Origin of the sequence: Parabacteroides bouchesdurhonensis, assembly GCF_900186615.1 — a bacterium.
GTDB classification, from domain to species: domain Bacteria; phylum Bacteroidota; class Bacteroidia; order Bacteroidales; family Tannerellaceae; genus Parabacteroides; species Parabacteroides bouchesdurhonensis.
The window spans coordinates 3,476,413-3,492,556 of the sequence record NZ_LT896588.1; the positions used below are offsets into that span (position 1 = coordinate 3,476,413).

13 protein-coding genes are annotated in these 16,144 nt (G+C 38.7%); 4 read left to right on the forward strand and 9 right to left on the reverse strand.

The window, feature by feature from the left end; genetic code table 11:
* Positions 1-5 precede the first annotated feature (5 nt).
* Genes C1721_RS15040 through C1721_RS15055 form a run of 4 tightly spaced genes read right to left on the reverse strand, consistent with a single transcriptional unit; the run spans position 6 to position 4,329 of the window.
* Positions 6-1,340 carry an ABC transporter substrate-binding protein gene (locus C1721_RS15040; protein ID WP_102409005.1) on the reverse strand — a complete coding sequence of 445 codons (1,335 nt, stop codon included), beginning with the start codon at positions 1,338-1,340 and terminating at the stop codon, positions 6-8.
* Complete coding sequence (locus C1721_RS15045) at positions 1,337-2,137, reverse strand: ABC transporter permease (RefSeq protein ID WP_102409006.1); 801 nt, start codon at positions 2,135-2,137, stop codon at positions 1,337-1,339. Before C1721_RS15045 ends, C1721_RS15040 begins: the two co-directional genes overlap by 4 nt.
* Positions 2,137-2,934: an ABC transporter permease gene (locus C1721_RS15050; protein ID WP_416277229.1), complete on the reverse strand. Its 798-nt coding sequence runs from the start codon at positions 2,932-2,934 to the stop codon at positions 2,137-2,139. Before C1721_RS15050 ends, C1721_RS15045 begins: the two co-directional genes overlap by 1 nt.
* A 12-nt stretch (positions 2,935-2,946) precedes the next feature.
* The gene (locus C1721_RS15055) at positions 2,947-4,329 is read right to left on the reverse strand and encodes an ABC transporter ATP-binding protein (RefSeq protein WP_102409556.1); all 1,383 of its coding nucleotides are present in this window, start codon (positions 4,327-4,329) and stop codon (positions 2,947-2,949) included.
* A 209-nt stretch (positions 4,330-4,538) separates the two neighbouring features.
* On the opposite strand from C1721_RS15055, the gene C1721_RS15060 reads away from it, so the two are divergent.
* From C1721_RS15060 to C1721_RS15075, 4 genes are all read left to right on the forward strand, one after another.
* Complete coding sequence (locus tag C1721_RS15060) at positions 4,539-5,942, forward strand: efflux transporter outer membrane subunit (RefSeq protein ID WP_420872738.1); 1,404 nt, start codon at positions 4,539-4,541, stop codon at positions 5,940-5,942.
* Between the two features lie 41 nt (positions 5,943-5,983).
* Positions 5,984-7,105, forward strand: coding sequence for an efflux RND transporter periplasmic adaptor subunit (locus tag C1721_RS15065; RefSeq protein ID WP_102409009.1), 1,122 nt, complete (start codon positions 5,984-5,986; stop codon positions 7,103-7,105).
* Between the two features lie 7 nt (positions 7,106-7,112).
* Positions 7,113-10,229 (forward strand): efflux RND transporter permease subunit, encoded by a 3,117-nt coding sequence (locus tag C1721_RS15070; protein WP_102409010.1) that lies wholly within the window; start codon positions 7,113-7,115, stop codon positions 10,227-10,229.
* Positions 10,230-10,394: 165 nt separating this feature from the next.
* The gene (locus C1721_RS15075) at positions 10,395-11,648 is read left to right on the forward strand and encodes an acyloxyacyl hydrolase (protein WP_102409011.1); all 1,254 of its coding nucleotides are present in this window, start codon (positions 10,395-10,397) and stop codon (positions 11,646-11,648) included.
* A gap of 885 nt (positions 11,649-12,533) precedes the next feature.
* Here C1721_RS15075 and C1721_RS15080 read toward each other — a convergent pair.
* The 5 genes from C1721_RS15080 to C1721_RS15095 all read right to left on the reverse strand — a co-directional run bounded on the left by C1721_RS15080 (position 12,534) and on the right by C1721_RS15095 (position 16,130).
* Positions 12,534-13,532, reverse strand: coding sequence for a M20/M25/M40 family metallo-hydrolase (locus C1721_RS15080; RefSeq protein WP_102409558.1), 999 nt, complete (start codon positions 13,530-13,532; stop codon positions 12,534-12,536).
* A 230-nt stretch (positions 13,533-13,762) separates the two neighbouring features.
* Positions 13,763-13,924: a hypothetical protein gene (locus C1721_RS16235; protein ID WP_187117317.1), complete on the reverse strand. Its 162-nt coding sequence runs from the start codon at positions 13,922-13,924 to the stop codon at positions 13,763-13,765.
* 258 nt (positions 13,925-14,182) lie between these two features.
* Positions 14,183-14,962, reverse strand: a complete 780-nt coding sequence (locus C1721_RS15085) for a Cof-type HAD-IIB family hydrolase (protein ID WP_102409012.1) — start codon at positions 14,960-14,962, stop codon at positions 14,183-14,185.
* A 113-nt stretch (positions 14,963-15,075) separates the two neighbouring features.
* Positions 15,076-15,921, reverse strand: a complete 846-nt coding sequence (gene tatC / locus C1721_RS15090; protein ID WP_102409013.1) for a twin-arginine translocase subunit TatC — start codon at positions 15,919-15,921, stop codon at positions 15,076-15,078.
* Positions 15,922-15,926: 5 nt separating this feature from the next.
* Complete coding sequence (locus C1721_RS15095; RefSeq protein WP_102409014.1) at positions 15,927-16,130, reverse strand: Sec-independent protein translocase subunit TatA/TatB; 204 nt, start codon at positions 16,128-16,130, stop codon at positions 15,927-15,929.
* Positions 16,131-16,144 lie beyond the last annotated feature (14 nt).

Genomic DNA, 16,144 nt, shown 5'->3' on the forward strand with positions numbered 1-16,144 from the left:
GTCCCTTATTTATACCACCTTTTACGACGTCTTCGATGATGCTTTTGCTGTTTATATTTGCGGATTTTCTGTACAATCATCCATATGAAAAGTATTCCAAATACGGAAAAGATAAGTAATACAATCCAGGTGTTAAGATTATCACCTTTTACCCGGCTCCACATTTCCAGAACTAATTCCGTTTCGTCACCAAAATCACGAATCATGGCACACCGTTCCACCACTTTAATATCCGGATATTGTACCGGATTAATTTGTATACTATCGGCTTCCGGACCAAAGAAATAACTAAGATCTGAATATTGTGTAATTGTCGTATCAATCTTAGCTTCTAAGATTTCAGAAGTAGCCACAGCACTTACATATCCGTTAGCATCCATATTTTTCAATGCTATATCCGGACGACAAATATAATCAATAAAATAACTAGCAGCCTTCACATTATGCGCATACTTAGGAATAACCCAACCATCATACCAAATATTACTACCTTCCAGTGGAACTTCATAATCCAAATCTACACCTACGGCATCAGCTTCTTCCATTGCCCACACGGCATCGCCACTCCACGTAAGATTAAGCCAAGCTTTATTCTTAGTCATCATCTCCTTACCGAAATCAGCCTCCCATCCGGCAATATTCGGTTTCATCTGTTTAAGATATTTTTCAGCCAGAGCGATTGCTTCAGGAGAATTATCATTCATCAATTGTTCTACCGTAATTGTACCGTCTGCCAATTGCTTAGCATGAGCATATATAATAGCCGTTCCATAAGCATCCCGGTAACTGTCTTTCATAAGAATTTTACCTTTGTAGTCAGGATTCCATAGGCAATCCCATGACATAGCTTCCTCACGGCTCATAAACTTTTTATTATATAATAATCCAGCCGTTCCCCACATATAAGCAACAACATAATCCGTAGCTTTACGTCCGGGCTGGCTAAGCTTGTCTAGTTGTTCCCGGATATAAGGAGAAACATTATTAATATAATCAGGAGTTTTTCCGAAATTACGATCGATAGGCAACAATAAATTCTTTTTCAACATCCGTTCGATAATGTATTCGGATGGACAAACCAAATCAAAATCTTCATGCCCACGTTCAATCTTTGTAAGCATAATTTCATTTATATCAAAAACCTGATATATAATACGGACATCCTCACCGGTTTGCTCTTTATACCATTTAGGAAAATCATCCAAAACACTTTCATCTATATAATCTGCCCAATTATATATCTTCAAAATCCTACTGCGTTCTTCCTTCGTACGCGAACAAGAAGAGAATATTCCAACCAGAAAAGCGAACAAACATATAAACTTATACAACCTATTCATCTTATTTTATCCGTCTTTTGTTTTTCTGCCCGTTTATTAATAACTATCAATAATACTAACACAGTTACAAATATAATAGTTGACAAAGGACGCAATTCCGGAGTTAATCCCCCCTTACGCGCATCGGCATATATAAATGTAGAAAGGGTTTCCAATCCTTCATTGCCTATTGTGAATATAGTAACGGCAAAATCATCTATTGACAAAGTAAATGCAAGTATAAAACCACTAATCATACCTGGTCTTATTTCCGGGAATATTACTTTATGGAGAGCTTGAAAAGGCGTTGCCCCCAAGTCAAGAGCCGCTTCATATACATTTTGATTCATTTTCTTCAAACGAGGCATCACACTCAGAACCACATAAGGAGTACAAAAGGTTATATGAGCCAATACAACAGTAGTGAATCCTTGGGAAATACCAAAACTAACAAATAATAAGAATAAAGAAATACCCGTTATAATATCAGCATTCATCATCGGAATAGCATTCACAAAATTAATTGTTTGCCGCGCGCCTGACCGGAGATTAAAAATACCTATCGCCGCAATACTGCCTAAAAGAGTAGAAATCGTTGCTGCCAGCATAGCTATAGCAAACGTATTCCATAAAGCACTAATAAGGGAGTGCTGTACATTTCCGGCAAATAGGGAACTATATAACTTTGTAGAAAAACCTGTCCAATTGCCCAATACTTTCGCTTCTGTAAAAGAAAATATCATAATAATGAGTATCGGAGCATAGAGCAAAACCAAAAGCAGCCATAAATAGGCTTTTGCCATAAACTTTGTTATCATTATATTACTCCTCCTTCATTAGAAGCACCATCACTTTCATTACTAAACAAAACGGTGACACCTATCAATATCAACATAATAAGTGAAAGTGCCGCACCGTAATTCCACATCCCGTTATTAATATTTTCCTGTACTGTCGTTCCAAATAGTTTGATATTATTCATCGTCAACAGCTCTGCTATGGCGAATGTGGAAACCGTAGGCATAAATACCATTACTATACCGCTTGTTACACCAGGCATAGACAGAGGAAATATGGTTTTAACAAATACCTGAAATGGATTTGCTCCTAAATCCTGTGCAGCTTCAACCAAACTAGGGTCCATCTTCTGAAGAGTATTATAAATAGGATAAATCATAAATGGTAAGAAATTATAAACCATACCAAATATTAAAGCACCTTCTCCTAACGGAAAGTTCAAAAAATCAAATAAAGCAACCGTAGCTAAAGTTCGTATCAGTATATTCACCCACATTGGAAGGATGAAAAGCATAACCATTGTACGAGAAGTATTGAAGTGAGAATGGCTTAAAATATAAGCTGCCGGATATCCGAGTACCAAACAAGTCAATGTAGTAATAATGGCGATTCCGATAGAATACACAAAGGTATTGATTGCCTCAGGATGTAGCATAAACTTACGGAAATTAGCCATTGTCAGCGTACCTTCTGCATCCGTAAAAGCATAAAATACAATCAAGAGCAAGGGCATAACAACAAAAATCGCAAGGAATACTACATAAGGTATCGCCCAGTTCTTCCGACGCATAAAAAATGCTGAAAACTTATTAATCACTTCCTTCCCTTTTTAACTGTGAACGATTCGAATATTCTCGGGAGCTATCGTAATACCAACACGGTCTCCGTCATCCCAAACATCATTAGTATCAACAAAAATATCTTCATCCCAATCAGTAAAAACTGTCAGATGATAATGATTCCCTTTATACAAAATAAACTTAACTGCACCAGTCAGTTTACCATCTTCTTCATTGTCTTCCAATATAACATCCTGGAAATCTATTTCAACCTTAACGGGAGTTTCAGGCTCAATACCCGTAACTTCCTTACATTCAAAAACACAGCCCAAAAATTCAACATGAGTAGAATCAACCAGTTTACCGTCAAAAGTATTACAGGTCCGTTCCTTTTTCATAACATGAATATCAAACGGTTTTACTAAAAGGCCAACTTCCGCTCCAGCTTCAAAACAGTGATAATCCTGAACCATAAATTCATATCCGTTAGGTGTCTGTACCATCATTTCAAAATGCACACCTTTAAAAATAGAAGAAGTTACTGTCCCTGTCAGCATAGCGGCCTCGGAAGGTTCAAAGATATAAATATCTTCCGGACGAATAACAACATCTACCGGAGCATTCTCGCCGAATCCTTCGTCTACACATTCAAATTCATGGCCGGCAAAAGAGACACGTTTATCTTTTATCATAACACCATTCAGTATATTACTTTCTCCTATAAAATCAGCAACAAATGAATTTATAGGTTCATTATAAATATCCATCGGAGTACCAATCTGTTGTATCTTACCTTCACTCATAACAACAATGGTATCGCTAAGTGTTAATGCTTCTTCCTGATCATGCGTCACATAAACAAAAGTAATGCCCAAAGACTTATGCATTTCTTTTAACTCCATCTGCATATCCTTACGCATCTTCAAATCCAAAGCAGCCAATGGTTCATCCAGTAAAAGCACTTCCGGTTCATTAACGATAGCACGAGCTATAGCTACGCGTTGTTGCTGACCTCCGGAGAGTGAGTCCACATCACGGTCTTCATAATCTGTCATACCTACCATTTTCAAAGCTTGTTTCACTTTCTTCTCAATAGTAGCAGACGGCATCTTTTTCAGTTTCAAACCGAAAGCTATATTATTAAATACGTTAAGATGTGGAAAAAGCGCATACTTCTGAAATACAGTATTAACAGGACGCTTATGAGGAGGCGTCTGGGTTATTTCCATTCCTGCTATAGAGATCTCTCCCTCCGAAGCGGTCTGGAATCCGGCTATCAAACGTAAAAGTGTTGTTTTACCACAGCCCGAAGGACCTAGAATGGTAACAAACTCACCCTTGCGAACAAACAAATTTACATCATTCAGCACAGCCTTTTCTCCATAATACTTATAGACATGTTCCACGCTGATAATGCAATCGGACTTTTGCATAATATATCCCCAAACTATCAAATTAAACAATAAACCGTACGCTTCTCTGAAAAGCGGCACAAAGGTATATAATTTACAGGATAATCAAACCCTATTCCATATAAAGAGATCGTTTATAACAAAAGTTCATTATAAATGGAATACAAAGCACAAAACAATTCCTTTTTCCAGCTGTTATCAATTAAATCTAAACAAAAAACATTATGCATATACGTTTACGTACATGGTATTACGCTGTACTTTGTTTTTTAATGTCTCCCCTGGTTTATGCCCAGAACGGGCAAAAGTATCTTGAACGATCACTGCCGGAGACATGGCAAGAAAGCAGCAACGATTTCCAACAAACATTGCCGATAGATGATCATTGGTGGAAGAATTTTAATGATCCGTTACTCGATTCCCTGATAGCTGTTGCCATACAACAGAATTATTCCGTTCAAATGGCAGCAGACCGTATTGCTATGGCAAAAGCAAATCTTCGTATACAGCAGGGAAGTTATTCTCCTACATTCGGTTTAAATGCCGGATGGAACCGTCAGCAAAGCAGTGGCAATACCAGCTCACTGCCTCAAACTATTACCCAATATGCGGATGCGACACTGGATATGAACTGGGAAATAGATGTATTCGGCAGTATTCGTAATCGGGTAAAAGCACAAAAAGAAAACTTTGCAGCTTCTAAGGAAGAATACAATGCAGTAATGGTTTCTTTATGTGCCCAAGTGGCATCAGCATATATCAACATGAGGGAATTGCAACAAGAATTAAACGTTGTAAACAAGAACTGTCAATCCCAGCTGGCTGTAGTCAAAATTACCGAAAAAAGGTATGAAACAGGACTTGTGTCCAAACTCGACGTTGCACAGGCTTTATCAGTCTATTATGATACAAAAGCATCCATACCGATGCTGGAAGCCGGTATTATTCAATATACAAATTCATTAGGAGTATTGATGGGATTATACCCTTGGGATGTAAAAAAGATAATGCAAACCCAACATCCCCTGCCGGAATACATTGAACCTGTCGGCATCGGTATTCCTGCAAATCTGTTACTTCGTCGTCCGGACATTCGTTCCGCCGAACGGCAAGTAAACGCACAAGCCGCTTCATTGGGCGCGTCCAAATCCGACTGGTGGCCGCAGATATTTGTAAAAGGTTCAATCGGGTTCGCTTCCCACGATATTGACAAGATTGCTAATCACAATAGTCTAACGTACGAGATTGCCCCCACTCTTACCTGGAATTTCTTTCAAGGGAATAAATTAAGGCAAGCAACCAAACTGGCAAAAGCTCAGTTGGATGAATCCATCCGGCAGTTTAATGAAACGGTATTAACTTCCATACAAGAAGTCGATAATGCAATGAGTGCTTACAAAAATTCCATTAAACAAATCGTTGCTTTACGTGAAGTCGTCAATCAAGGCAAAGAAACATTAGCACTTTCTCTCGACCTGTACAAACAGGGACTTACTCCTTTCCAGAATGTTCTCGATGCCCAACGTTCCCTACTCTCTTATGAGAACGAACTTACTAAAGCCAAAGGAAGTTCATTACTCAGTCTCATTCAGCTGTATCAGGCATTAGGAGGAGGATGGAATGAAAACAACTGACCGTGTGTAACTAATTATTGACAACATAAATACAATGTACAATGAATACATTTATAAAATATAGCCTTATTACGGTAGTCTTGTTCTTAATGGCTGCTTGTAAAGAAAAAAGCAACCGCCCTGTGGAAATGCCGGCACCCTCCATAAGCGTAGCCCTTCCCGAAGTCCGTAATATCACATTAACAAAAGATTATCCCGGTTATCTGAGTTCCGAACTTATGGTAAATCTTGTTGCACGTGTAAACGGATATTTACAGACTTCTTATCTGAAACCCGGACAAAAAGTAAAGAAAGGAGACCTGATATATGTTATAGAACCCGATCTTTACATAGATAACGTACAACAGGCGGAAGCTGCTGTAAACACAGCCAAAGCCCAGCTACAATACGCCCGCAGTAATTACGAAAGAATGAAAGAGGCTGCCAAAAGTGGAGCAGTAAGCCAAATACAGGTTCTTCAAGCCGAAGCTACCGTATCCGAAGCCGAAGCATCCGTAAAGAATTCGGAAGCCGAATTAAATACAGCCCAAAAGAACTTGAGTTACTGCTATGTGCGAGCTCCTTTCGATGGAAAAGTTACGCGTGGTAAATATGATATAGGCAATTATATCAACGGCTCTCTTCAACCGGTAACTTTAGCTACACTCTACAAAGACGATCTGATGTATGCCAATTTCAATATTGAAGACAATCAATTCATGAAGATGCTCATGCAAAATGCCCAAAACAACCATGAAGAAGTACGGTTGCCTAAAGAAGTAACTGTACATCTTGGCAAAGATGGCAAACAAAGCTATACCGGCCGGTTAGACTATTTATCTCCCAACGTAGACTTATCTACAGGAACATTAAATGTACGTGCCAATCTGGACAACAAGGAAGGTACTCTAAAAAGCGGACTTTATGTCACTATTACATTACCTTATGCAGAAGAAAAACAAGCCATCCTTGTTCAGGATGCTTCCATTGGTACCGACCAACTAGGAAAATATCTCTACGTAGTGAATGATTCTAATGTAGTAAAATACCGTCATATCGAACCCGGACAATTAATAGACGACACCTTGCGACAAGTTATTAGTGGTATTAAACCAAACGAACGCTATGTTACCACCGCCTTACTGAAAGTACGGGACGGTATGACTATTAAGCCAATAAAATAAGAAAGCTATGGTTAAATTCTTTATAAACAGGCCCATATTCGCCACAGTACTTGCTCTGATTATTATAGTAGCCGGATTGGTAACGCTTAATATCTTGCCTATTGCGCAATATCCGGAGATAACGCCTCCTACAGTACAAGTATCTGCCGTCTATCCCGGTGCCGATGCAGAAACAGTTGCGCAAACCGTAGGATTACCCATCGAACAACAAGTTAACGGAGTAGACGGAATGCTTTATATGAGCTCCACTTCCTCCAGTTCGGGAACTTATTCTTTAACTATTACATTTGACGTAGGGACAAACATTGACATGGCAACCGTCATGGTACAAAACCGGGTAAGTATTGCCCAAAGCAGCTTGCCCGAAGCCGTCATTGTACAAGGCATTACAACACGGAAACAGTCATCCAACATTGTAATGCTACTCACATTAGGTTCTAAAAATCCTGTATATAACGGGCTATATTTAAGTAATTATGCACAACTGAATCTAACGGATGAATTAACCCGTTTGCCTGGGGTTGGTTCTGTTAGCGTAATGGGAGCAGGAGACTATAGTATGCGCATATGGTTAGATCCCAATGCCATGCACATCCGGAACCTGACTCCCGAAATGGTTTTTCAAGCAATTTCAACTCAAAACACACAAGTATCCGCCGGTTATGTAGGGCAACCGTTAGCCAATAGTAATGATCCGTTTCAATACACATTAACCGTACGCGGACGGCTTACCGATACTGAAGAATTTGGTAATATCATATTACGTACCGACGAAGGTGGGAAAATCCTTCGATTGAAAGATGTTGCCCGTATCGAACTGGGCAGTTCTTCTTATAATGTTGTTTCTAAATTAAACGGACATGAGAGTGCCGCCATTGCCATCTATCAACTACCGGGGTCAAATTCTTTGGACGTATCTAAAGTTGTAAAGGCAAAGATGAAGCAGCTTGCCACTAACCTACCCGAAGGAGTGGAATATCAGGTTACTCTCGATACAACTGATGTAATAGATGCTTCCATACATGAAGTACTCATCACCTTTATGGAAACAACCTTATTGGTTGTATTAGTCATTTTCCTGTTTCTGCAAAACTTCCGTGCAGTAATCATTCCATGTATCACAATTCCGGTTTCTTTAATCGGTACGCTGGCTATCATGTCTGCGCTCGGATTCTCCATCAACACACTTACATTATTTGGCCTTATCCTTGCCATCGCTATTGTGGTAGATGATGCGATAGTCGTGGTGGAAAACTCCACGCGTTTATTAGATACAGGTAAATACACTACACGCGAAGCCGTCACGGCAGCCATGCGTGAAATTACCGGTCCTATCATTGGTGTAGTTCTTGTTTTACTTGCCGTATTTGTTCCTACGACATTTATCAGTGGCATATCCGGACAGCTTTACAAGCAATTTGCTTTGACTATTGCTGCAGCAACAGTATTAAGCGGCATAAACTCACTAACTCTAACGCCAGCTCTTTGCGCCTTGTTCCTTCAACCCGGCAAAGAATCCAAATTCTTTCTGTTTAAGGGATTTAATAAGCTGTTTAATAAGACACAGAATTTATACGACAACATTGTAGGTCATTTACTAAAAAACCAAGCTGTTGCACTATTGGTATATGCAGCAATTACCGTAATAGCCATACTCATGTTCATGCGCTGGCCTACCAGCTTCATTCCGGAAGAAGATGACGGATACTTTCTTGTCGTTTCCCAATTACCTCCGGCTGCCAGTTTAAACCGGACAGAAGCTGTAGCTCGGAAAGTAGACAAGATATTAAGCCAATATCCGGAAATCAAATCATATGTAAGCGTAAGCGGATTTTCTATCATGGGAGGTGGTGAGCAACCTAATGCAGGCACTTATTTCGTGATCCTCAAGAACTGGAAAGAACGCAAAGGCAAGGCACATACAGCACAGGCCATTGTAAACCGTTTTAATATAGAAGCATCCGGCATACAGGAAGCACAGATATTCGGCATGGTTCCTCCTGCTATTCCGGGGCTCGGTGCATCCGGAGGTTTGCAATTACAATTGGAAGACCGGAGAAACCTAGGTCCTACTGAAATGCAAAATGCTATTGAAACATTGCTGGAACATTATCACGAAAAGCCTCAACTGCTCAATCTGTCATGTATGTATCAAGCCAATGTCCCTCAATACCAATTGAACATAGACCGTGATAAAGTTCAGTTCCTGGGATTGGAATTAAGTAGTGTCTTCTCCACACTGAGCTATTATATGGGAGCTGCTTATGTAAACGACTTTGTTAAGTTCGGGCACATTTACCAAGTTAAGATAGAAGCGAACGACCAATCGCAAAAAGTAATAGATGACGTGTTACAACTAAGTCTCGAAAACAATTCGGGGAATATGGTACCTTTCTCCGCTTTTACACAGGTAGAAGAACAACTGGGATTGAATCAGATAAACTTATATAATATGTACTCGTCGGCATCTATTACCTGTACAGTCAATCCTAAATACAGCTCCAACGAAGGCATCAAAGCTATGGAAGAATTAATTCAAGAATACTTGGGTGACAATTTCGGATACGAATGGACTTCGGTAGCTTATCAGGAAACTCAGGCAGGTTCAACAACCAGTACTATTTTTATTATGGCGTTGTTGGTAGCCTTTCTTGTACTTGCCGCCCAATATGAAAGCTGGACAAGCCCGGTTGCTGCAATTATGGGATTACCCATCGCATTACTGGGCGCCGTATTAGGCTGTTTCGTTATGGGAGTTCCTATAAGCATCTATACGCAAATCGGTATTATCTTACTGATTGCCCTTTCAGCTAAAAACGGTATCCTTATCGTTGAGTTCGCAAGAGATTTCCATGCACAAGGCAATTCCATACGCGAATCATCGTTAGAAGCAGGACATACGCGGTTGCGTCCTATCTTAATGACCTCTTTTGCATTTGTACTTGGAGTTATGCCTTTATTGTTTGCCACCGGAGCAGGAGCGGCCAGTCGTATAGCTTTAGGTGCAGCTGTTGTATTCGGTATGGCTATCAACACAATATTTGCGACCGCCTTTATTCCGAATTTTTATGAATTAATGCAAACCATACAGGAAAAATGGTTGAATAAAGGAAAGAAAAAATAAATGATTGAATTATGATAGCAAAACTTAAAATAACTTGACAAAAAGAAATATGACAGTAATTTTATAGGCCATCTTATTCTTATTTCAAATACAATCATTATGTTTGTAAATAATTTGGATTCCAGCTTTGGATATATCAACAAATAACAAGGATCAGTGAGGCGTATGAAATTCAAAATGAAGATGTTGAAAGTTCTGATTATTTTAGCAGTAATATCTTTTATACCCAATGTTTCCTTTGCGGATGGAGAAAAGAACAACAAAGCGGAAACAAATACGGATACGATACCTTTATCCCGCCGCTTTATCCACAGGTTAGGAATAGAGGGACGTCCTACATATATTATACCGACCCATTCATTCTTCCGAGGAGATAATTATTTTGAAAAACCTCTCAGAAACGCCTACTCAGCCCATTTGAAATATTCATTCCAATTTGCTCCGGATACATATGCCGACCATATATATAGAGGTGTCTATCAAGGCATAGGGCTGGCCTATTATAATTTCGGAGACAGACATGAATTAGGTAATCCGTTTGCTTTTTACCTATTTCAGGGAGCACGCATAGCACAGCTTACTCCTCGCTTATCTATTAATTACGAATGGAATTTCGGAGCGTCGGCAGGATGGACTCCTTATGATTATGATTACAACAACTACAACAAAGTAATCGGTTCAAGAATAAATGCTTATCTCGACGTTAACTTCCATTTTAAATGGATGTTGTCAAAGCTATTCGACTTTACGGCAGGCGTCGACCTGTCTCATTTCTCTAACGGAAACACAAAATACCCCAACGGAGGATTAAATACGGCAGGTTTACGGGTCGGATTGGTTTACAACTTCAACAGAAAGGATAATTATCTTTCGCAACAAATGTTTCAACCTGTCATTCCCGAATTTCCCCGCCATATTAGCTATGACATGGTATTATTCGGTTCATGGCGACGGAAAGGAGTTGCATTCGGAGACCAACAAGTAGCTGCACCGGGAGCTTATACGGTAGTAGGATTTAATTTCTCACCTATGTACAACTTCGGATATAAGTTCCGTGCCGGCGTATCTTTAGACGGTGTCTACGACGGCAGTGCCAATATTTATACGGAAGATTATATTGTTGGTACGGAACAGCCATTTTATAAACCTCCGCTTAAAAACCAACTGGCATTGGGACTTTCGGGACGAATAGAATACGTGATGCCCTACTTCACCGTCAATGTCGGTATAGGGGCAAACGTTCTGCACGGCGGCGGCGATCTTAAAGGGCTTTACCAGGTACTTGCCCTCAAAGTAGAACTGACCCGGAGTTCATTCCTTCATATTGGTTATAACCTTCAAAATTTCCATACGCCCAACTACCTGATGCTGGGTATTGGTTATCGTTTCCACAACAAGTATCCGCTTTTCCACCGTTAATGGAAATATTCGCGTATGCGCTATCAATTAATGCGCGTAATCTAAAAACCGAATGTTTTCAGGAAGATTATCCATGATCTTTTGAACCTAAACCGATGTATATAAGATGAAAGATATAAGATTTTAACCCGAAAATGCCGGACTATTAATCAGATCACAACCGTGATCTATATAAATCACTTCTGTGATCTGATTGGATCACCATTGTGATCTATATGAATCACAGCTGTGATCCGATCAGTTATAAAGGAAAACAGCATTAAATATCCATTACATCTACAATAATAATATCTCAATTAAGGGTTAGAAGCTCATTTTTTATCATATATCAAGAAATCACATTACAATTGCATTAAATTGCTTTTTGAGAGTACAACGTATTTAGATAGCACGTATATTTGTGCTGTAAAACATAATTATTAGGCATTATGGTAAAAAGATTGTTTAGACGTTACGTTAAATTACTGGGGATTCAGCCCTGGACTATCTTGGTTTTACGCGCTTGGTAAAACCAAGATATTTAAAATGAATTATTGGGTATTTTGGAATTTGAACAGGTATTTTAGGTTTAGGTTATGATTTAGGTTTTCAATTTTAGTCTTCAAATTCCAACTATTAGGTTATCAATTTAGTGTGGTTGCACACAGAACATTATTTATTAATTTAAAAGACAAAGCGCTATGAAAAGTTTATTTAAACATTTCTGGACAAGTTGCTTGGCATGCCTTGCTCTTGTTGGTCAGTCTGAGTTAGTTAAATGGGGTTACAATAAAAAATAATACCCCATTTCTTTAATTTGAATTTTATTCATTCCACTTTAATAGTAAAAGGGTGCACCTCATAGTAGAGGCACACCCTTTTTTAGTAGGATCATATCAATTATTATCAAAATTTCTTTTCATTGGCCATATTCCACATATTAAGGAAAGAGGCTTTTGTTATGTTTACCAGTTTATCCCAATTAATTTTATCGGCTTCATCACTGGGTAAATGATAGTCGGGATGGCCGTCTGTATGATACCATATAATAGGAACGCCCAACTTAGCAAAAGAACCATTGTCACTGCCTCCAACCGGATTGTCCCATGGCCGATAATCCGGATCCAAATTCAAATTATATCGTTTTATATCCTCCTTCAGCCATTTGCCAAATACCGGATGCGATTCCGTATAGAAATACACCACATGATTCGGCCTGTCTTCTATATGATTACGGCCAATCATATCAAAATTCAAGTATCCTCTTACTTTATCCATTTCAGGAAAAGACTGGACAAAAGCTTTAGAACCAAGTAATCCTTTCTCTTCTCCATCCCAAAATGCAAATACCACTGTTTTTTCCGGTTGTTCGCCCGAAGCAAGGAAAGCCCGGGCAATCTGCAATACGGCGGAAACGCCGGAAGCATTATCGTCCGCACCATTATATATCTGATCACCATCCAGCATCGGATCAATACCCAAATGATCATAATGGGCACCAACAATAACATATTCATCCGGATTCTTTCCTTCTATCTTTCCGAGTATATTATTCAATGATAATTTCTGATGCACTGTATTCCTTAATTCGGCTATGGAGTCAGGATGAACTTGCCAACGGCCTTTTTTCTGCCTCTCTAACCGATAGGCTTCAAAAGGATAATAATAGGAATCGCCCAATGGCTCTATACCCATCGACTTTAAGTTAGCAACAATATATTCGCCGGCTATTCGTCCACCATGGAAACCAGCCTCACGTCCTTGTAATTCATCACTCGCCAGAAATCCGACATGGGCTTCTGCCGTAGCTTGATTAATTATATCCAAACCTTTTTGTTGGGGAGATTGTGCCCAAAGAGGAGCACTTAAAAGCAATGACACTAAAAGATATCCTGTTTTCTTCATCTTATCACATTTATATTCATTATCCAGAAATAGTTTCAGCTTATTGCTACAAAGATAAAAGTTTAAATGAAAACAAGAAGGCCGTAAAATAAAAAAAGGCTTTTCTTCGCTGCCAATCAGCGCCGAAAGCCGGATTTTCCTTTCTTTTTCTCTCACCTTTCCGTTAAATACGGGAGGTGAGAAAGCATCTAAAATGTTATTTACTTTACTTCAAAAATAGGTTGCAGTATTTAATTCTTTACTGCATTTGCGTTCATCTCGTTTGTAAGACGACGGATTTCAGCATTTACTCGCTGACACATTGATCCATTTCCAGCCGCTTGATAACGGTCTGCTTGATAACGCAACATCGCTAAAGCTCTAAGGCTTTTTTCATTTTCTCTCATCATCATAATCTTTTTTATTTATTCTACTTTCCTCTCATGGAAAGTATGGTTAGTTTATTGATACCCTAATTATCTCTTTAATCACGGTACAAAGATAACCATTTTATTTGAGAAAATGTTGTAAAACATAAGAAATTATTTTCTTTTTTCATTTTTTCAAGCCTTTTATCCCATCAAACAGACTTCAACTTACTATTAAGTAGTCTATTACAAATCCTAGATTATAAGCAGGCAGTTCGTCTATCATAATCCTGTTTTTATGTTTCAAATAACATTAAAATGCTTCAAGGCTTTATATACGCCGTCTTCATCAACAGAAGCTGTTACATAATCGGCTTTCTTTTTTACCTCATCTCCGGCATTTCCCATAGCAACACCTATTCCTACATGTTGAAGCATCAAAATATCATTTCCTCCGTCTCCAAATGCCATTGTTTCATCTAAAGAGATACCAAAATATTCTATAATCTTATCTACTCCTACGCCTTTATTGCTTCCAGCCGGTATTATATCGGCAAATAACGGATTCCAGCGCGTAGATTCACAATGACGAAGAACCGTCATAACACTATTATCTTCTTCGCCCGGCCCGAAAAAAGCTAAAAGCTGATAAACCGTTCTTCCTTTCATATATTGAAGAGGTTGTTCGGGTGGTTCCGGAAAATTAATCAGGCGAAACACTTCTTCCACCTTATCATCTTTATAATTCAAGAAAATACCTTCATCCGTAACAAATGAACACGGAAACGTTCCTTTCTCTTTTTCATATTCCAATAAAGCATCAATATCTTCCTCTGCAATACTGTGTTTATAAATAACTTTATCAGTGCCTGCCATACAATAGCCGCCATTCAGAGTAATATATCCGTCGAACTGCAAGTCACCCAGATTATCAATTGAACCATATTGGCGACCGGTGGAAATAAACACTTTTATACCTTTCTTTTTTAACTCATCCAATGCCTGGATAGTAGATTGAGGTACTTTATGTGTATTAAAACTGACTAATGTTCCGTCAATATCAAAAAAGACCGCTTTTATCATAACCTAAACTTTACCTGATTAATACTTGCAAAAGTACATAAAAACAAGGAAATATAAAAAAAGACGCAACCTCTTCAAGATTGCGTCTTTTACAAATTATATGTATCTTTCGTTTATTCACTTTCTTCCTCTTCATCATCATCCGGCTCTTCTTTCGGAGCTTTCCTTACAAAGAAAGCACTCAATTCATAGAGTCCGTATAACGGGAAAAATACAACACTTAATGTAAACGGGTCACTACTCGGTGTAATGAATGCTGCGGCAACAAGTAAGCCCACAATAGCATGTCGTCTGTACTTGTGGAAAAACCCTCTGTGCAACAATCCTAATTTCGACAGTAACCATGATACTAATGGCATTTCAAATACAATCCCCATCACAAAGATCAGCATCAGGAAATTGTCCATATATGAATCCAAAGAGACTTGTTCGGTAATATTTGCACTCAGCTGATACGTTGCCAAGAAACGAAGTGTCATCGGGAATACCATAAAATAGCCTACGGCACATCCCAGAAAAAACATAATCGTTCCAAAAAAGAATACCCACTGGATATTTTTCTTTTCGTTTTCATATAAAGCCGGACTGATAAACTTCCATATCTCATACATTAAATACGGAAACGTCAGTACAAGTGCCAACCAAAACGAGGTCGTCATGTGTGTGAAGAATTGAGATGCCAGCTTGATATTAACAATATCTACATGAAAGCTATCATTACAAAAATCAGGCAAAACATCAAACCATGTGCTTATATTAACAAGCCACGTGTTTAGCTCACACAACCATCGATAAAGAATAAAATCAGAATAACAAGGAGCCATAATTACGTGATCAAAAAGATCACGCATAAAGGCAAAACTACCGATAGCAAAGACAAAAAGTGCTAGAATAGAACGGAATAAAGTCCAACGAAGTTCTTCCAGGTGATCCCAGAATGACATCTCTTCTTGTTGCATCTTTTTTACTTCTTATCTGTATCGTTGTTATCGTCTAGTTTTATATCGTCTTCTAACCCTTTAACACCATCCTTAAAGTTTTTCACACCTTTTCCAATGCCTTTCATTAGTTCGGGTATCTTCTTACCACCGAAAAGCAACAACACAACAATAGCGATTATAACAATTTCGCCTGTTCCCAAATTTCCAAGAAATAGTAATTCATTCATGATATTATTGTAAT